Origin of the sequence: Comamonas testosteroni TK102 (assembly GCF_000739375.1) — a bacterium.
In the GTDB taxonomy this organism is placed as follows: domain Bacteria; phylum Pseudomonadota; class Gammaproteobacteria; order Burkholderiales; family Burkholderiaceae_C; genus Comamonas; species Comamonas brasiliensis.
Genome location: NZ_CP006704.1, coordinates 1,156,505 through 1,175,262 on the forward strand (window position 1 = coordinate 1,156,505; position 18,758 = coordinate 1,175,262).

Here is an 18,758-nt window from a genome sequence, read left to right on the forward strand (position 1 = left end):
AATTCATGGTGAATTATCTACAGTCATGCCATGACCGCACTTCATCCCACACTCACCCTCATCGAGCAGCGCATCTCGGCCAACCGCTTCGATACCTCGCACCATCTGGCGGATGCCGACATATCAAGGCTGGTGCAGCTGGCTACGCGCGCACCCACGGCCTACAACCTTCAGAACTGGCGCTTCATCGCAGTGCGCACGCCTGGGGCCAAGGCCAGGCTGCGGGCCGTGGCGCAGGACCAGGTCAAGGTGCAGGAAGCGGCCGTCTGCTTCATCGTCTGCGGCGTGCTGGCCGACCCCGAGGCGCTTGCCGAACGGCTGCAGCCCTGTGTGGACGCGGGCTTCATGCCTGCCTCCATGGCGCAGGGATGGCTGCAGGCCGCGCAGCAGCAGTACGCCAGCACGCAGGCGGTGCGCGACGAGGCCCTGCGTTCGGCCAGCTTCGGCGCCATGACGCTGATGCACGCGGCGCAGGCGCTGGGCCTGGCGTCCTGTGCGATGACCGGCTTCGACGCCGAAGGCGTGGCGGCGAGCTTCGGCCTGTCGAGCGAGGAGGTGCCGGTCATGCTCGTCACCGTGGGCCGTGCTGCGCCCGGCAACTGGCCGCAGAAGCCACGCCGGCCGCTGGATCAGGTGCTGGAGTTCGCATGAGCGCCGCTCAATCTGCGCTTGCGTTCAGGCGGACCCAGGCGCGCGATCTGCTGCTGACGGCGCTGGCACCCGCCATCTGGGGCAGCAGCTACATCGTCACCACCCAGCTGCTGCCGCAGGTGCCCGCGATGACCGTGGCCTTGCTGCGCGCGCTGCCCGCAGGCCTGTTGTTGCTGGTATTTGCACGGCGACTGCCGCAGGGCGTGTGGTGGCTGCGGGTGTTCATTCTGGGAGCGCTCAATTTCTCGGTGTTCTGGAGCATGCTGTTCGTCTCGGCCTACCGCCTGCCGGGAGGGGCGGCCGCCACCGTCGGGGCCGTGCAGCCGCTGGTGGTGGTGTTTCTTGCGGCCTGGGTGCTGGGCAGCGCGCTGCGGCCGGCCTCGGTGCTGGGAGCCCTGGCCGGTCTGGCGGGTGTGGCCTTGCTGGTGCTCACGCCTGGTGTGAGGCTGGATGCGACGGGGATTGCGGCGGGCCTGGCCGGAGCGGTTTCGATGGCCTGTGGCACGGTGCTCACGCGCAAGTGGCGTCCTCCCGTACCGCTGCTGACCTTCACCGCCTGGCAGCTCACGGCCGGCGGAGTGTTGCTGCTGCCGGTGGCGCTGTGGGCCGGACCGGATTTTCCGGCGCCCGCACCGGGCCATCTGATCGGACTGGCCTGGCTGGGTCTGGTGGGCGCGGCGTTGACCTATGTGCTGTGGTTTCGCGGTATTGCCCGGCTGGAGCCGAACATGGTGGCGCCGCTGGGTTTTCTGAGTCCGCTGACGGCGATTTTGCTGGGCTGGGCATTCCTGGACCAGACGCTGACGGCCGTGCAGATGGCTGGCGTGGCCCTGGTCCTGGGCGGCATCTGGCTGGGGCAGCGGGGCCCGGCGCGCTGATCCCAGCAAGGCCCGGCCCTGGGCCGGAGCCTGTGCGGGATCAGTCCCGTACCAGCAGATCGCCGGTGATCTCCGAGACGTTCTTGACGCTGGTCAGCGTCATGGCCACCCGCATTTCCTTTTCGAGCAGGTTCAACAGGTTGGTGACGCCGGCTTCGCCTTCAGCGGCCAGCGCGTAGACGAAGGCGCGGCCTATCATGGTGCAGTCTGCGCCCAGGGCCAGCAGTCGCACGATGTCCAGGCCGTTGCGCACGCCCGAGTCGGCCAGGATCTTGATCTGGCCCTTGACGGCATCGGCAATGGCAGGCAGGGCGCGTGCCGACGAGAGCACGCCGTCGAGCTGGCGCCCGCCGTGGTTGGAGACGATGATGCCGTCGGCCCCGAAACGCACGGCATCCCTGGCGTCCTCGGGATCGAGAATGCCCTTGATGAGCATGGGACCCTTCCAGAAGTCGCGGATCCATTCCAGGTCCGACCACGAGATGGAGGGGTCGAAGTTCGCGCCGAGATAGCCCATATAGTCTTCGAGCGAGACGTTCTGACCTTTGTAGGTGGAGATATTGCCCAGCGTGTGCGGGCGGCCCATCAGGCCCACGTCCAGGGCCCAGTGCGGATGGGTCACGGCCTGCAGGTAGCGGCGCATGGCGGCGTTGGGGCCGCTCATGCCCGAGTGTGCATCGCGGTAGCGGGCGCCGGGTACGGGCATGTCCACGGTGAAGACCAGGGTGGAGACGCCCGCAGCCTGGGCGCGCTCCAGCGCGTTCTTCATGAAGCCCCGGTCCTTGAGCACATAGAGCTGGAACCACATCGGGCGGCCCAGCCGGGGCGCGACTTCCTCGATGGGGCAGACCGAGACGCTGGACATGGTGAAGGGAATCCCCTTCTTGTCGGCAGCCATGGCGGCCTGCACTTCGCCGCGGCGGGCGAACATGCCGGTCAGCCCCACGGGAGCCAGCGCCACGGGAATCGAGAACTTCTCGCCGAACAGCTCGATGCTGGTGTCCAGCTGGCTCATGTTCTTGAGCACGCGCTGGCGCAGCGCCACGTCGGCCAGGTCGTCGACATTGCGCGCCAGCGTCTTCTCGGCATAGGCGCCGCCGTCAAGATAGTGGAACAGAAAGGGCGGCAGGCGCTTTTGCGCAGCCGCGCGGTAGTCGGTGGTGGAGGAGATGATCATGAAAAAATGGCGGAGGAAGAGGAGAAACGATCCAGCCGCTTGCGTCGGGCCGCTTCGGCATCCGACTCGGACAGCTTTTCGTGAACATAGGCCAGGTGCTGGCCGATAGCGCTTCTGGCCTGCTCTGGCTCGCCGTCGACAATGGCCTGCATGAGATTGCGGTGCTGCGCAGTCAGATGCTCCAGCGTCGAGGGATCATCATGCACGAACATCAGGCGCCGATTCTGGGCCACGGTACCCAGCACCAGCTCGAACAGGCTGCCCATGAGCTGTACCAGCACGGCATTGTGCGAGGCTTCGGCAATCGCCAGATGGAACTGGGCGTCGGAGCGGGCCGCGCTGGCGGCATCGCGCGCCTGCTGGTGGTGAAGCATGTCGTCGAAGCAGTGGCGGATGCGATCCCTGTCCTTGTCGGTGGCACGCTGGGCCGCATACCAGGCAGTGCTGAGCTCCAGCGCCTGGCGTGCTTCCAGCACGTCGTAGCGGTATTGGGGGTCGTCGCGCAGCAAGGACTCCAGCGGTGCGACGGCCTGCTCGTGCCACAAGGGCACGCGCGAGCCGACAAAGGTGCCGGCCCCCACGCGGCTTTCGAGCACGCCTCGGCTGGCAAGCTTCTGTATGGCCTCGCGCAGCGCCGTGCGCGAGACCCCCAACTGCTCGGCCAGCGCCCGCTCGGTCGGCAGCTTGGCGCCGCTCTGGAGCTGGGTGCTCTGGATCAGCTCCAGCAACTGCTGGGCAACGCGGTCGGACAGGCGGATGGCGGGCATGGGGTCTGGCAGGAGTTTCAGGTGGTAGGAATCATCCACGGAAACACATAAGCCTGCAGCGTGCAGATGATGCCGATCAGCACCAGGAAGGCCAGACTGTGCTTGACGGTAAATCGGAACAGGTCCGATTCCTTGCCGGCCAGGCCTACGGCCGCGCAAGCAATGGCGATGGACTGGGGCGAGATCATTTTGCCGGTCACGCCGCCGGTGGTGTTGGCTGTCACGGCCAGAACCTCGGGCAGACCCAGCTGTGCTGCCGTCGTGGCCTGCAGGGCGCCGAACAGCGCATTGGCCGAGGTGTCGGAGCCCGTGAGGAACACGCCGACCCAGCCCAGGAAGGGCGAGAAGAACGCAAAGGCCTTGCCTGTATGGGCCAGCGCCATGGCCAGCGTGGTGGACAGGCCGGAATAGTTGGCGATGAAGGCGAAGGCCAGCACCATGCCGATGGAGTAGATGGGCAGGGCGAGCTCCCTGAAGGTCTCGCCCAGGGTCCGGACTGCCACGGCTGGCTTGAGGCGCAGCAAAAGAATGGCGAGCACGGCGGCGATCAGGATCGCGGTCCCCGTGGCCGACAGCCAGTTGAAGGAGTAGACCGCGCCATAAGGCGTGGGTGTGGCAACGACGGGCGCCATCTTCTGCACCAGATTGTGCAGCATGGGCACGGGAATGCTGAAGACGGTGCCGGACAGTGCGCCACCCAAGGCAAACAGCGCCTTGAAGGGCTTGAGGCTCCAGATGGTCACCATGGCGGTGAGGATGATGAAGGGCGACCAGGCCTTGATCACCATGCCGGTCGTCAGCTTGATGGGGGCGGTCGTCTGGATCTTGGCTGCGCCCGGCTCGGTGTCGAAGCGGAAGATGCGCTTGGGTTGCCAGAACTTGAGAAAGGTGGTCAGCGTCACCAGGGCGAAGATGGCCGAAGTGATGTCCGGCAGTTCGGGGCCGATGTAGTTGGCCGTCAGGAACTGCACGAGTGCAAAGCTGCCGCCGCCGACCAGCACCGCAGGCCAGGTTTCCTTGACACCGCGCCAGCCGTCCATGATGGCCATGAGCCAGAACAGCACGATGATGGTCATGAACGGCAACTGGCGGCCTGCCATCTGGCTGATGGCCATGACATCGACGCCCGAGACCTGACCGGCCACGATGACGGGAATGCCCATGGCACCGAAGGCCACGGGGGCAGTATTGCCGATCAGGCACAGGCCGGCCGCATACAGTGGCCTGAAGCCCAGGCCCACCAGCAGCGCTGCCGTGATGGCCACGGGGGCGCCGAAACCGGCGGCTCCCTCGAGGAAGGCACCGAAGCAAAAGCCCACCAGGATCAGCTGCAGGCGCTGGTCTTCGGTGACCGAGAGAATCGACGAGCGGATGATGTCGAACTGCCCGGTCTTGACCGAGACCTTGTAGAGAAAGACCGCCGCGACAATGATCCAGGCAATCGGCCACAGGCCGTAGAAGAAGCCATAGACGCCTGCGGCCAGCGCATTGGCGACCGGCATGCGGTAGAACAGCAGCGCCACGGCCAGGGACAGCGCCACCGTGATGGTGCCCGCCACATAGCCCTTGAGGCGCAGCTTGGTCAGCGCGAGAAAGAAAAAGATGATGGGGATCAGCGCCACCAGCGCCGACACCCATACATTGCCTGCGGGGTCGTAGTTCTGCGACCAGATTTCTTGCATTGCCTTGATCTCCTGGATTTATGCGGGGAGGGCAACCCTCCTGAGCGACCAGAAGCTTCCCCGTCAAATTTTCAAAAATGACCGTGCGCAAAACCGGCTGTGCCGCGCCATAGGCGGGCCTGAGCTATTCCAGTCTTGCTTGCTAAATTGGTATTACCAATATCGGTCGATTTCAAGTGGGATGGATTGTATGAAGCGGAATAAATCTTGAATTTCATGGTTTTCCCTTGGTTTCTGTAATTAATTGGTAATACCAATTTAAAGAGGCATGGAATTTTGAGAGCATAAAAAAACCGCAGGCCTGGGGCGCTGCGGCTTTTATGGACAAGCTCATTGCCGGCCTGACGGCGGGTTTTGAGCGCGGTGCTTGAAACCTCCACGGCATAACCCTGGGGCAACGAGCAAGAGCCTGGGCGCCCCCGCCGCCTCGCGGCGGGGGCGCCTCGCCGAAGTTGCCGTCCCCCTGGGGGGACGCCGCAAAGCGGCTCACGGGGGCGCGTCAGTTCACCATCAGCTTGAACGGCCAGACATAGGCCTGCATGGTGACGAACAGACCCATCAGGCAGGCCAGGGCGATCGAGTGGAAGAACACATAGCGCAGGATGTCGCCCTCGCGGTTGAACCAGCGTGTGGCCGTCGAAGCCACGACAATGGATTGCGCATCGATCATCTTGCCCATCACGCCGCCCGAGCTGTTGGCGGCACCCATGAGGTTGGGCGACAGGCCCAGCTGGTCGGCGGCGACCTTCTGCATGCCGCCAAACAGCACGTTGGACGCCGTGTCCGAGCCCGTGAGCGCCACGCCCAGCCAGCCCATCAGCGTGCCGAAGAAGGGGTAGAACACGCCGGTATTGGCAAAGGCCAGGCCCAGGGTGGTATCGGTGCCCGAGTAGCGTGTCAGCGTGCCCAGGGCCAGCATCAGCACGATGGTCAGCAGCGAGTAGCGCACCAGCCAGGTGGTCTTGAAGAAGGTGCGCACGATGGTGACCGGGTTGTACTTCATGACGAAGGCGCTGACGATGGCCGACAGCAGAATGGCGGTTCCGGTGGCCGACAGCAGGTTCAGCGTGTAGACCGCGCCTTCCTTGGTCGGCTGGGGCACCACGGGCGGCATTTTCTCGATCAGATTGTGCAGGCCCGTCATGGGGAAGGCGGGGGCAAACAGGCTGTTGAGCCAGGCCTTGACCGGCGGCAGACCCCAGATGAAGACAAACACCGAGAGAATGATCCAGGGCGTCCAGGCGGCGATCAGCGCGCTCTTGCTGTGCTTGGCCACGGGCTGGGGCGGCTTGACTTCGGAGGCGCTGACATCCTTGCCGCGCAGCGAGGCCGAGGTCCAGATCTTCCTGGGCTGCCAGACGCGCAGGAACAGGATCAGGCTGGCCATGGAAACAATGGCCGCGATGATGTCCACCAGCTCGGGTCCGATGAAGTTGGAGACCAGATACTGAGGAATCGCAAACGACAGGCCGGTGACCAGAATCGCGGGCCAGATCTCCATCATGCCCTTGCGACCGGCAAAGGCCCAGATCAGCCAGAACGGCACCAGCACCGAGAAGAAGGGCAGCTGGCGGCCGATCATGGCGGTCACTTCCATCAGGTCGTAGCCATGGACCTTGGCCAGCGTGATGACGGGAGTGCCCAGGGCACCAAAGGCCACGGGAGCGGTATTGGCGATCAGCGACAGGCCGGATGCCGCCAGCGGCGAAAAGCCCAGGCCGATCAGGATGGCGGCCGTCACGGCCACGGGCGTGCCGAAGCCGGCAGCGCCTTCGAAAAAGGCACCGAAGGAGAAGGCAATCAGCAGCAGCTGGATGCGGCGGTCTTCGGTGATGCCCGAAAGCGAGTCCTGCAGCACCTTGAAGCTGCCGTTCTGCTCGGTCAGCTGATGCAGGAAGATGATGTTCAGCACGATCCAGCCAATGGGCAGCAGGCCGGTGAAGCCGCCGAACAAGGCTGCACGCCCCGCCATTTCGCCGGGCATGTTGTAGACAAAGACTGCAATCAGCAGCGCGGCAATCAGGCCTGCGCCTGCGGCCAGGTGGGCCTTCATGTGCAGAAAGCCCAGGCCCACCAGCATCACCACGACCGGAATGGCCGCAAGCAATGTGGACAGCCACATATTCGATAGGGGGTCGTAGACCTGTTGCCAAACCATCTCTCTTCTCTCCTGCTTGTTGTGATGACAAGGATGGTCGCTGGACGAATAGGCTTGCACACCTAGCATTAGCCCTTGATTTGCCCTCGCTGAAGAAAATTTCAAAAGTGGCATAAATCACTTCAAACCAGAGCACAACGCCGATAGCTGCGATGAGGGCTACCATCGGGCTCAACTCCCATTACAAGGCTAGAAGTCGTGAGCGATCTCTCCAAAATCACCTGTATCGAAGACCTGCGCGTGGTGGCCAAGCGCCGTGTGCCGCGCATGTTTTATGACTACGCCGATTCGGGCTCCTACACCCAGGGCACGTACCGGGCCAACGAAGACGAGTTCCAGACCATCAAGCTGCGTCAGCGTGTGGCCGTGAACATGGAAGGGCGCAGCACGCGTACCACCATGATCGGCGAGGAGGTCGCCATGCCGGTGGCGATTGCGCCTACGGGCCTGACCGGCATGCAGCATGCCGATGGCGAGATTCTCGGGGCCAAGGCCGCCAAGGCCTTTGGTGTGCCGTTCACGCTGTCCACCATGAGCATCTGCTCGCTGGAGGACATTGCCGAGCACACCGATCACCATCCGTTCTGGTTCCAGCTCTATGTGATGCGCGACAAGGCCTTCATGGAGCGCCTGATCAACCGCGCCAAGGCGGCCAACTGTTCGGCGCTGGTGGTGACGCTGGATCTGCAGATCCTGGGCCAGCGTCACAAGGACATCAAGAACGGACTGTCCACACCGCCCAAGCCCACGCTTGCCAATCTGCTCAATCTGGCGACCAAGCCGCACTGGTGCCTTGGAATGCTGGGTACCAAGCGCCGCAGCTTCGGCAATATCGTCGGCCATGTGGATGGCGTGGGTGATGTGTCCTCGCTGTCGTCCTGGACGGCAGATCAGTTCGACCCCTCGCTGAACTGGAACGATGTGGAATGGATCAAGAAGCTCTGGGGCGGCAAGATCATCCTCAAGGGCGTGATGGATGCCGAAGACGCGCGTCTGGCGGCACAAAGTGGTGCTGACGCGCTGGTGGTCAGCAACCATGGCGGCCGTCAGCTCGACGGTGCGCCGTCCTCGATTGCAGCCTTGCCGTCGATTGCCGAGGCCGCTGGCAAGGACATCGAAGTCTGGATGGATGGCGGCATTCGCAGCGGGCAGGACGTGCTCAAGGCCCGTGCCCTGGGCGCGCAGGGCACGATGATAGGTCGCAGCTTTCTCTACGGTCTGGGGGCCTATGGCCAGGCCGGCGTGAGCAAGGCGCTGCAGATCATCCACAAGGAGCTGGATACGACCATGGCCTTCTGCGGTCACACCCATATCGACCAGGTCGGCAAGGAGATCCTGTTGCCTGGCACCTACCCCAAGCCGTTTGCCGTGATCTGATCTGCGTTGTCGGCGGCTTGCTGCACTGCGAGCCGTCGCGACCTCTGCCCGGAGGTCAGGATCTACCGGTCTTGGGCTTCCATTCCTGAACCTGCAGCTGGATCTTGGCCCGTTGCGCCGGCTTCAATTTCTTGGCGATGATTTCCTGCTGCTTGGCCGAATCCTTCTCGCCATCTCTGGCTGCCAACAACGCCCAGAAGTAGGCCTGAGGCCAGCTTTGCCTGACACCGCGTCCCAAGGCATACATGGAGCCCACGTTGAACTGGCTGTTGGCATCCCCTTGTTCCGCCGCAGTCATATACCACCTGAAGGCCTCCTGGCTGTCTTGCGCCACGCCACGGCCATGGTCGTACATGTATCCGAGATTGCTCTGGCTCGACACATGGTTTTGTGCCACGGCAAGGCGATACAGCCTGACGGCCTCTTCCTGATTCTCAGCCACGCCACGGCCGTCGTCATACATCACCGCGAGGTTGAACAGACCGTCGGCATCGCCTTGTTCTGCGGCCAGGCGATACCATTTGACCGCTTCCTCATCGCTTTGCGGAACGCCGCGCCCGCGGCCGTACATCAGGCCGATATTGGACTGGCTCTCGGCGTGGCCCTGCTTTGCTGCCAGCATGAACCACCTGGCTGCTTCCTCATCGTTTTTGGGGGCTCCACGGCCTGTGAGGTAGGCGGCTGCGAGTTTGAACTGTGACTGGGCGTCGCCGCCCTCCGCTGCCTGCAGCAGGTCGGGCGATTGTGCGATGGACAAAGTGCTGCAGAGCAGCAAGGCGGCTGCGCAAAGGAGACGGCTGAAGGGCTTTTTCATGGCTTGCTTGTCAATGGGGAGTTGCGGCTTCGAGCGTGCAGATTCAGCGAATCTGCGGCTTGGGTTTCCAGCGGCTGATTCTTGAGTCCTGTGCAGCTCGCTCTGCGGGCTTGAGCTTGCGGGCCACAGCGTCGCGCAGCGATACGGTGTCTTCCAGGCCCTGGGCGGCCGCCAGGGCATACCAGAAATAGGCCTGAGACAGGCTGCGTCTGACGCCACGGCCTTCCTCGAACATCGTGCCGAGGTTGACCTGGGCCGTCGCATTGCCCTGTTCTGCGGCCAGGCCCAGCAGTCTGGCTGCTTCCTTTTCGTCGCGTGGCACACCGCGACCGGTGGCATACATCACGGCGAGGTTGGCCTGGCCCGAGTCATGGCCTCTTGCGGCCGTTATGCCGAACCATCTGGCGGCCTCCTGATCGCTTTGCTCCACGCCACGGCCGCTGACATACATCAGTCCCAGGTTGTACTGGGCATCGAGAAGGTTTTGCGCTGCAGCGAGCCGATACCACTTGACGGCCTCCTGATCACTTTGCTCGACGCCGCGCCCATCTTCATACATCACGCCCAGATTGAACTGGCCGTTGGCCTCTCCCTGCGCTGCCGAGAGGCGGTACCACTTGATGGCCTCCTGGTCGCTTTGCTTCACGCCACGGCCCCGGTCATACATCAAGCCGAGATTGCTCTGGCTCAACGCATTGCCTTGTGCTGCCGCAAGACCAAACCAATGAGCGGCTCTCTCATCGCTTTGTGCCACACCACGGCCTTCCACGTATATCTGGCCGAGATCCAGCTGCGCCTGTGCATCCCCCGCTTGCGCTTTGTGCAGCAGGTCCGCTGGCTGAGCCATTGCCAAGGTGCTGGCAAGCAACAATGCGGCAGCGGAGTAAAGGTGAAGCTTTTTTTTCTGCATTTCTTTTGATGTTCCTGCGATAGATGGGCTGTGCCCGGCCTGCAACGGCAAGGCGGCCCCTGATTTCAGGCTGCCCTGATGTCTTGCCCTGCATGCTCGGGCTGACCCACGGTCAGCAGTCGGCAGAGCGTGAGCGTGCTGCGAAGCAGCATGGCGAGAGCGCCGACCATCGGGCCATTGCTGATTCACGCCGGTTATGGGTCTGGAACCTCCGGAGCATCAGTCGGCGCCCTTCATGGCACAGGCATTCAGATGTCCGGACGGCCGGGCCAGGGCGAGGAGGCATTCTAGTCACCTAACGAACTGCAGCCGCCAGTCGCTCATCGCGTCTGGCGGCTGCAGTCCGTTGATCAGGGGCGCTTGTCAGCCCCGAGCTCGGCCGGGCATTGTGATCGGGAAGTGCTTATGCGCACTGCAGGCGCTTGCGCATGGCAAAGCCATAGCCCAGTCCCAGCAAGGCGGCGATGGCCGAGCCGGCCAGAATGCCCAGCTTGGCCGCCCCCAGCAGGGAGGCATCCGCAAAGGCCAGACCGCCGACAAAGATGGACATGGTAAAGCCGATGCCGGCCAGCAGGCCCACCAGCAGCACGCCGCGCCAGTTCAGGCCCTCGGGCAGGCTGCACAGCCCGCTTCTGACGGCCAGCCAGGTACAGATGAAGACCCCCAGGGGCTTGCCCAGCACCAGGGCCACCAGCACGGCCATGGCCGTGGTCTGCGGTGCGGCAGCGCTCAGGTCTATGCCCGAGAACTGCACGCCGGCATTGGCCAGTGCAAAGATGGGCATGATGCAGAAAGCCACCCAGGGATGAAGAATCATGGGCAGGCGCAGAGCAGGTGGCAGCAGGTCGCGCTGTGCGAACTGGGCGGTACGCAACTCCTGCAGCAGGTGTTGCGGATCGGGCCGCCCGCTGAGCACCTGCTCGCCGGCCTTGCGCATGGCCGTCTGTGCCGTGATCAGCTGCGGCATGGAAGCGGGGCGGGCAAACACGGGCGTCATCAGGCCCAGCACCACGCCTGCCAGGGTGGGATGTGCACCGGTCTTGAGCAGGCCGAACCAGAGAACCGCTCCGGGCAGCACATACAGAGGAGCGGCGGCAATGCCCATGCGGTTGAACAGCAGCACCAGCAGCACGCCGGCTGCGGCCACCACAAAGCCCATGGCCTGCAGCCCGCCCGAGTAGAAGAAGGCGATGATGAGCACGGCCACGATGTCGTCGATGATGGCCAGGGCCAGCAGGAAGATGCGCAGCGCCCCCGGAATATTGCGGCCCAGCAAGGCCAGCACGCCCACGGCAAACGCGATGTCGGTTGCCGTCGGGATTGCCCAGCCGTTGAGCAGTGTCCTGTCATTGCCCGCCAGGGCCATGTAAAGGAGTGCGGGCACGGCCACGCCGCCGATGGCAGCGATCAGCGGCAGACTGGCCTGGCGCAGGCTGGCCAGCGCGCCGTTGTGCAGCTCGCGACGGATCTCCATGCCCACGACCAGGAAGAACACCGTCATCAGCACATCGTTGACGATGAAATGCAGATCGGTGCTGAAGCTCCACGGGCCCAGCGTCAGCGCAACGGGCGCATGCCACAGTGCAAAGTAGCTTGGCGCCGCAGCGGAGTTGGCCCAGATCAGGGCGGCGGCGGCGGCCAGCATGAGCACCATGCCGGCAAAGGACTCGATATGCAGCAGGTGCGAGATTTGCGCCTGCACGCGTTCGGTGGCGGATTGCAGCGCGGGGATGCGGGGTGAATTCTGGGATGCAGAAGGCGCAGGGGCCTGCACAAGTGTTTGTGGGTCCATGTGTCGGTAGGTGTCTGAAGTCGTCTGCCGACAGGCGTATTGCACCCGAGCCCATGCCTCTTGGTGCAGTCAGCACTGCAAACGACTGGCGCGCTGGCGGCCCGACCTGCGCATGAACATTCACCTGCCATCGCCACCTTGTGTGACGGGCACCCGGCTGAAATTGTAGCTAAAGATGCAGCAATGGTCTGGATATGGGGTTTATTTGCGGGGAAACAGACCTCGCCATCAGGACGGTTGCCTCTCGCGCTTCGCGTCGCCTTGGCTCAAGCGGGTGGACTGCACGAATCACGTCAGCGCCGTCTGGCAGCCGGCGCTATGCTGGCGCGCTAACGAAAGAGAAGGCGTGTCATGTCGGGCATAGGAATGGAATATCTGTGGGTGGGCGTGGTGCTGTTTGCTGCGGCGGCGCAGACGGTACGCAACACGGCCCAGCGCTCGCTGACGGCGCAGGTCGGCACGCTGCCGGCCACGCTGGTGCGCTTTCTCTACGGCCTTCCGTTCGCCGCCGTCTATCTGCTGGCGCTGTATGTGCTGGGCGATCCGTCCCTGGTGCTGCCGAAGTTCAGTGCCGCCTATCTGGGCTGGATTGCGCTCGGAGCCTTCTTTCAGGTCACGGCCACGGCGGCCTTGCTGATGGCCATGAAGGAGCGCAACTTTGCCGTGGCGGTCACGCTGTCCAAGACCGAGGTGCTGCAGGTGGCCTTGTTTGCCGCCATGTTCCTGCACGAGCTGCCGACCCGCCTGGCACTTCTGGCCATGGTGCTGGCCACGGTGGGCGTGCTGATGCTGTCGCTGCCGCCGCGCGGGCAGCTCTTCACGCTCTCGGCCTGGACCAGCAAGTCCTCGGTATACGGTCTGATCTGCGGCGCCTGCTTTGCGCTGGCCACGGTGGGCTTTCGCGGCGGCGCGGTCGAGATCGCAACACTGGGCGTGAGCTCGCCCTGGCTGTCCGGGGCCTGGGGCGTGCTGATCGCGCAGACCATGCAGTCCGTCGTCATGAGCGCCTGGATTGCCAGAACCCATGAGCAGGGCCTGCGCCCCATCTTCAAGGCCTGGCGCATCTCGCTGCTGGCCGGCAGCATGGGCGCTGCGGCCTCGCTGGCCTGGTTCACCGCCTATGCCATGCAGGGGGCCGCTGCCGTGCGCACCCTGGGCATGGTGGAAGTGGTGTTCAGCTATATCGTCTCGCGCAAGGTGTTCAGCGAGAAGCTGTCGCTGACGGAAAAGCTGGGCATGGCGCTGATGATGCTGGGACTGGTGCTGATCTGTCTGCAGCTCTGATTTCAAGAGCTGCTTGCGCTTTCCAATGTTCATTTTCAAGGTAAAAAGTCATTGAAATTAAGCATGGAAAGGCGCAATAAGCGCCTGAAAAAATAGCTTCTTGTAGCGACGGTGCGCGATGCCGCGCCTGGCTTGTTGGTGCAGTGCCTTGAACCGCTGTCAGGCGCTGGCGGTGGTCAGCGTGGCCGGCCGGGACTGTCTGCTGGCGCTGCCCATGGACTGCAGCACGAGGTCGCCGACCATGTCGGCGGTGACGGCAGACAAGGTCCAGCCCAGATGGCCGTGGCCGGTGTTGTAGAACACGCAGGGCTTGATGCCAGGGCCCACGCGCGGCAGCATGTCCGGCATCATGGGGCGCAGGCCCGCCCAGGGCACGACGCTGCGCGTGCTGACGCCCGGGAAGCACTGCTGCACCCATTCGATGAGCGGTCGGATGCGGTCGGCGCGGATGTCCTTGTTGTAGCCGTTGAACTCCGCCGTGCCGGCCACGCGAAAGCGGTCTTCGCCGAGGCGGCTGGTGACCAGCTTGGTCTCGTCGTCCAGCAGGCTCACGACGGGAGCTGCGGCGCGGCTGGCTTCGTCCTGCAGATTGACCGTGATGGAATAGCCCTTGACCGGATAGATGTTGACGCTGTCGCCCAGCTGGGCGGCCATGGCGCGGCTGGCCGTGCCCGCGCAGACCACCATGGCGTCGAAGGTCGAGGTCTCGGCCTCCAGACCCTGGCGTACGGTCACGCTGGCCTGTTTGCCGTTGCTGTCCACCGACACGATTTCCTGGCCGTAGCGGCATTGCACGCCCAGTCGCTCGCAGGCGGCGGCAAGGCCGCTGGTGAACTTGTGGATGTCGCCGGTGGAGTCGCTCTCGGTGAAGTAGCCGCCATAGAAGGTTCCGGACAGGGTCGGCTCGATGGCCTTCATTTCATCGGGTGTGACGGCGCGGCGCTCCAGCCCGCCCAGGGCGAGCAGCTGCGAGACCTTGCCCGCATGTTCGAAGCCGTCGCGGTCGCGGTAGATATGCAGGATGCCCTTTTGCTTCAGATCGAAGTCAATGCCTTCGGCGGCTGCCCATTCGAACAGGTGCTCGCGTGCCGCAATCGCCAGCCTGGCGGTCTCCACGGTGTTCTTCTGGTAATGGGGGATGGCAGCGAGAAACTGGCAGAACCAGGAAATCTTGTGCCAGCCGGGCTTGGGGTTGAGCAGCAGCGGAGCATCGCTCTTGAGCATCCACTTGAGGCCTTTGACGATGGTGGACCAGTGGGTCCAGACCTCGGCATTCGAGGCCGAGAGCTGGCCGCCATTGGCGAACGAGGTCTCCATGGCGGCATAGCGCTGTTTCTCGAACAGGGTGACGGAAAATCCGCGGCGTGCGAGGGCGTAGGCGGTGGTCACGCCCGTGATGCCACCGCCGATGACGGCGATTGTCTTCATGATTCAGATTCCAGACACGTCAAGGGTGGAGCCCGTGCGCAACATGCGCAACGGACGCCCCCTCTGTTCTGGACCTGAGAGATTCACGAGGCAGCACCCTGGGGCGCTGCTCGCTTGCTCCTTCGGTATGTCCGGCGGACGATGGCGTCCGGACATTCTTCAGAGTGTGTGAAAGCGATGCCGATCCTTTGGCCTGAGAGTTTCCGGGGCGGTTGCTCCTTCGGCGCTGCATGTGCCAAGTTTGCGCTGCAGTCTCTCTCGGCATCACCGGGCTGAGAGCCTGTGGACGAATGTAGGAAGAATGGCGGCGCCTGGATATACGGGTTTTCTAGACTTCTGCACCGGGGCAGGCCGTGCTTCGTTTCTTTTATTTGATAGCGGCTCACGCCTGTTTTTGAAAGACTTCCTTATGTTTTCATAAGGAAAGTAAATTTATTCAAGCGCAAGCAGCTTCCGAATTCATAGCGTCAAGCGCTGTCAAGTGCCGCTGAGCAGCCCCAGAGTCAACCCCTGCATTGACATGACGGGCCATGGTCGGCGGTGGATTTGGGCAAAATATCGTCTTTGCCTGTCAATGGGCCCGGCGATATCACCGCTTTGCCATTGAAGCGCCCGACCGGGGTGGCTGCCGATTCAGGATGCAACTGGCCTATCCGCCATGGCGTTCTGCTGTCATGGCTTCGTTCCTTTGTCCTTGTTGCCCGCGACCGTCATGGTCGCCTTTTTGCGTTGCCTGTCGCAGCGCCTGCGGGATGGTTGGGTGTTTTGTCCGGACGGGCGCAAACCATTACAACAAGACATTTATGTCCCAACCCAACTCAAGCCAGCAGCTCGCGCCGACTGGCGATGGTGACGATAACCAGCCCCGCTTGCACCGGGTGCTCAAGCAGCGCCACCTGAGCATGATCGCCATTGGCGGTGCCATCGGCACGGGCCTGTTTGTGGCCTCCGGCTCGGCCATCGCCCAGATCGGCCCGGGCGGTGCCGTGCTCACCTATCTGCTCATCGGCATCATGGTCTACTACATCATGACCAGCCTGGGCGAGCTGGCCGCTTTCATGCCGGTGGCCGGTTCCTTCTCGACCTATGCCTCGCGCTATGTGGATCGCGGCTTCGGCTTTGCGCTGGGCTGGAACTTCTGGTTCAGCTGGGCCGTGGTGGTGGCGGTGGATCTGGTGGCCTCGCAGCTGGTCATGGCCTACTGGTTTCCCAATGTGCCGGGCATCCTCTGGAGCGGCCTGTTCCTGCTGCTGATGGTGGGGCTGAACGCGTTTTCCGCGCGCGGTTTTGCCGAGGCCGAATACTGGTTCGCGCTGATCAAGGTGCTGGCCGTGGTGGCCTTTCTGATCACCGGCGTGCTGATTCTGTTCGGCATCATCAGCAACGGCCATGTGCCCGGTTTCGAGAACTGGACCACGGGCGATGCGCCATTCGTCGGCAATTTCGCGACCTTTGTGGGCGTGGCCATGATCGTGGCCTATTCCTTCCAGGGAACGGAGCTGGTGGGCGTGGCGGCGGGCGAATCCGAGAATCCGCGCGAGAACGTGCCGCGTGCGATTCGCCAGGTCTTCTGGCGCATCCTGCTGTTCTATGTGCTGGCGATTGTCGTCATCGGCTTTCTGATTCCCTATACCGATCCGCAACTGCTGCGCACCGATGTGGCCGATATCGCCGTGAGTCCGTTCACGCTGGTGTTCCAGCATGCGGGTCTGCTGTCGGCGGCCACGGTGATGAATGCGGTGATCCTGACCTCGGTGCTGTCGGCCGGCAACTCGGGCATGTATGCGGCCACGCGCATGCTCTACAACATGGCAACCGAGGGCAATGCACCGCGCATCTTCTCCCGGCTGACCCAGAACGGCGTGCCGCTGGTGGCCTTGATCGGCAGCACGCTGGTCGCCAGCCTGTGCCTGTTTTCCTCGCTCTACAGCCCGCAGGCCGTCTATATCTGGCTGCTGAACCTGGCCGGCATGACGGAGTTCATCGTCTGGCTGGGCATTGCCGTCAGCCACTACCGCTTCCGTCGCGGCTATGTCATGCACGGCCATGATGTGGGCCTGCTGCCCTACAAGGCCGGCGCCTTCCCCTTCGGACCCATCTTTGCCTTTGTGCTGTGTCTGGTGGTGACGCTGGGCCAGAACTACCAGGCCTTCCTGGAAGATCGCATCGATTGGGGCGGCGTGGTCTCGACCTATCTGGGCATTCCGCTGTTCCTGCTGTTCTGGCTGGGTTACTGGCTGGTCAAGCGCAAGACCTGGATCAGCTATGCGGATATGCGCTTTGACGAGCTCGAAGACATCAAGCAGGGCAAGGTGTCGTCCTGAGGCGGTTTGAGCCTTCCCCTTATCCAGGCGGGTAGGGGTAGCGGCAGGGGCCGGCGCTGCTTGCTGTTTCCCGGTGCCCGTGTGCTTGTTTGACGCATGGCTGCTGTCTCTTGCCAGCGCAGGCAAAATTGGCACTGTGAGCGATCTACCCACCAGCCCCGAGTCCAGGCCCAGGCGCATAGCGCATCTGGACATGGATGCGTTCTACGCCTCCGTGGAACTGCTGCGCTACCCGCAGCTCAAGGGGCTGCCGGTGGTGATCGGCGGCGGGCGGCGCAGCTTTGACGAGGAGCTGCTGGCGCGGCATGCGGGGCGGCCGCTGTCCGAGATTCCGGTGGCGGATTTTCCGCTGCTGCGCGATTACACGGGGCGCGGCGTGATCACCACGGCCACCTATGCGGCCCGGCAGTTCGGCGTGGGCTCGGCCATGGGCATGATGAAGGCCGCCAGGCTGTGCCCGCAGGCGATTCTTCTGCCCGTGGACTTTGCCGAGTACCGGCGCTTTTCGCGGGCCTTCAAAGAGATCATCGTGTCGATTGCGCCGCTCATGGAAAACCGTGGCGTGGACGAGGTCTACATCGATTTCACCGACGTGCCTGGCGGCCAGCGCGAAGGCGGACGCGTGCTCGCCCGGCTGATCCAGAAATCCATCTTCGACGCCACGGGCCTGACCTGCTCGGTCGGTGTGGCGCCCAACAAGCTGCTGGCCAAGATGGCCAGCGAGTTCAACAAGCCCAACGGCATCTCCGTCGTCCAGCCCGAAGACCTGCAAAGCCGGATCTGGCCGCTGGCCTGCCGCAAGGTCAACGGCATAGGGCCCAAGGCCGATGCCAAGCTCAAGAGCCTGGGCATAGAAACCATTGGCGACCTGGCCGCGCAAAGCCTGCCGCAGCTGCTGCACTGGTTTGGCAGAAGCTATGGCCACTGGCTGCACGAGTCGGCCTGGGGGAGGGACGAGCGTGCCGTGGTGACCGAGAGCGAACCGGTGTCCATGAGCCGCGAGACCACCTTCGAGCGCGATCTGCATGCCGTGCGCGACAAGGCCGAGCTGGGTGCCATCTTCACGGACCTGTGCGAGCGGCTGGCCGAGGATCTGCGGCGCAAGGGCTATGTGGGGCGCACCGTGGGCATCAAGCTGCGCTATGACGATTTCAGGATCGCCACGCGGGATCAGACCCTGAACCTGCCGATACAGGATGCGGCCGCCATCCGTCTGGCCGCAGGCCAATGCCTCAAGCGCGTGCCGCTGGGCAAGCGCATCAGGCTGCTGGGGGTCAAGGTCTCGGGCCTGATCGCCGAGCAGCTCTGGCAGGCCAGTGCCCACGATCCGGTGGCGCGAGAGTTGCTGCTCAGGCCTCATGGTTTGATCTCCGTCAAGCATGCGGATCCCTATACCGCATCTCTGTTCTAAGCCTGGGGGCTCGGGAATCCTCACTGTGCGATGATCCAAGTGTGAATTTGTGTATCTGGTTAACCAGCTGCCTGCGGGATGCCTGATCGCTCACTCTCGAACAAA

The 18,758-nt window shown here is 63.5% G+C and carries 15 protein-coding genes and 1 riboswitch; of the genes, 6 read left to right on the forward strand and 9 right to left on the reverse strand.

Going from position 1 to position 18,758, the window contains the following annotated elements:
* Positions 1–30 precede the first annotated feature (30 nt).
* Both O987_RS05190 and O987_RS05195 read left to right on the forward strand, forming a co-directional pair.
* Positions 31–651 (forward strand): nitroreductase family protein, encoded by a 621-nt coding sequence (locus O987_RS05190; RefSeq protein ID WP_003058127.1) that lies wholly within the window; start codon positions 31–33, stop codon positions 649–651.
* On the forward strand, positions 648–1,529 hold the full coding sequence (locus O987_RS05195) for an EamA family transporter (protein WP_043371038.1): 882 nt from the start codon (positions 648–650) through the stop codon (positions 1,527–1,529). The genes O987_RS05190 and O987_RS05195 overlap by 4 nt, the downstream gene beginning before the upstream one ends.
* A 40-nt stretch (positions 1,530–1,569) precedes the next feature.
* On the opposite strand, the gene lldD is transcribed toward O987_RS05195, so the two are convergent.
* The 5 genes from lldD to O987_RS05215 form a co-directional block, all read right to left on the reverse strand.
* Positions 1,570–2,706, reverse strand: coding sequence for an FMN-dependent L-lactate dehydrogenase LldD (lldD, locus tag O987_RS05200; RefSeq protein ID WP_003058124.1), 1,137 nt, complete (start codon positions 2,704–2,706; stop codon positions 1,570–1,572).
* Positions 2,703–3,473 carry a transcriptional regulator LldR gene (gene lldR, locus O987_RS05205; RefSeq protein ID WP_003058121.1) on the reverse strand — a complete coding sequence of 257 codons (771 nt, stop codon included), beginning with the start codon at positions 3,471–3,473 and terminating at the stop codon, positions 2,703–2,705. Before lldR ends, lldD begins: the two co-directional genes overlap by 4 nt.
* A gap of 17 nt (positions 3,474–3,490) precedes the next feature.
* The gene (lldP, locus tag O987_RS05210; RefSeq protein ID WP_043371040.1) at positions 3,491–5,155 is read right to left on the reverse strand and encodes an L-lactate permease; all 1,665 of its coding nucleotides are present in this window, start codon (positions 5,153–5,155) and stop codon (positions 3,491–3,493) included.
* A gap of 71 nt (positions 5,156–5,226) precedes the next feature.
* A complete protein-coding gene (locus tag O987_RS28615) occupies positions 5,227–5,535 on the reverse strand; it encodes a hypothetical protein (RefSeq protein ID WP_144244892.1) in 309 nt (102 codons plus the stop codon).
* Between the two features lie 119 nt (positions 5,536–5,654).
* Complete coding sequence (locus O987_RS05215; protein WP_043371041.1) at positions 5,655–7,313, reverse strand: L-lactate permease; 1,659 nt, start codon at positions 7,311–7,313, stop codon at positions 5,655–5,657.
* A gap of 198 nt (positions 7,314–7,511) precedes the next feature.
* On the opposite strand from O987_RS05215, the gene O987_RS05220 reads away from it, so the two are divergent.
* Positions 7,512–8,690, forward strand: a complete 1,179-nt coding sequence (locus O987_RS05220; protein WP_003058113.1) for an alpha-hydroxy acid oxidase — start codon at positions 7,512–7,514, stop codon at positions 8,688–8,690.
* A gap of 55 nt (positions 8,691–8,745) precedes the next feature.
* Here O987_RS05220 and O987_RS05225 read toward each other — a convergent pair whose 3' ends face one another.
* The 3 genes from O987_RS05225 to nhaA all read right to left on the reverse strand — a co-directional run bounded on the left by O987_RS05225 (position 8,746) and on the right by nhaA (position 12,206).
* A complete protein-coding gene (locus O987_RS05225) occupies positions 8,746–9,504 on the reverse strand; it encodes a tetratricopeptide repeat protein (protein WP_043371042.1) in 759 nt (252 codons plus the stop codon).
* A 43-nt stretch (positions 9,505–9,547) separates the two neighbouring features.
* Entirely contained in the window at positions 9,548–10,351 is an 804-nt protein-coding gene (locus O987_RS05230) for a tetratricopeptide repeat protein (RefSeq protein WP_080731627.1), read from the reverse strand.
* 466 nt (positions 10,352–10,817) lie between these two features.
* Positions 10,818–12,206 (reverse strand): Na+/H+ antiporter NhaA, encoded by a 1,389-nt coding sequence (gene nhaA / locus O987_RS05235; RefSeq protein ID WP_043371044.1) that lies wholly within the window; start codon positions 12,204–12,206, stop codon positions 10,818–10,820.
* A 351-nt stretch (positions 12,207–12,557) separates the two neighbouring features.
* Between nhaA and O987_RS05240 the strand changes: the two genes are divergently transcribed.
* A complete protein-coding gene (locus tag O987_RS05240) occupies positions 12,558–13,490 on the forward strand; it encodes a DMT family transporter (protein WP_043371045.1) in 933 nt (310 codons plus the stop codon).
* Between the two features lie 159 nt (positions 13,491–13,649).
* On the opposite strand, the gene O987_RS05245 is transcribed toward O987_RS05240, so the two are convergent.
* On the reverse strand, positions 13,650–14,918 hold the full coding sequence (locus O987_RS05245) for a D-amino acid dehydrogenase (RefSeq protein WP_003058106.1): 1,269 nt from the start codon (positions 14,916–14,918) through the stop codon (positions 13,650–13,652).
* Positions 14,919–15,089: 171 nt separating this feature from the next.
* Positions 15,090–15,189, reverse strand: a riboswitch (glycine riboswitch).
* Positions 15,190–15,721: 532 nt separating this feature from the next.
* Here O987_RS05245 and O987_RS05250 point away from each other — a divergent pair.
* Together O987_RS05250 and dinB are read left to right on the forward strand one after the other, a co-directional pair.
* A complete protein-coding gene (locus O987_RS05250; RefSeq protein ID WP_019043807.1) occupies positions 15,722–17,242 on the forward strand; it encodes an amino acid permease in 1,521 nt (506 codons plus the stop codon).
* Between the two features lie 193 nt (positions 17,243–17,435).
* Entirely contained in the window at positions 17,436–18,653 is a 1,218-nt protein-coding gene (dinB, locus tag O987_RS05255; protein WP_235214381.1) for a DNA polymerase IV, read from the forward strand.
* The last annotated feature ends 105 nt before the right edge of the window (positions 18,654–18,758 follow it).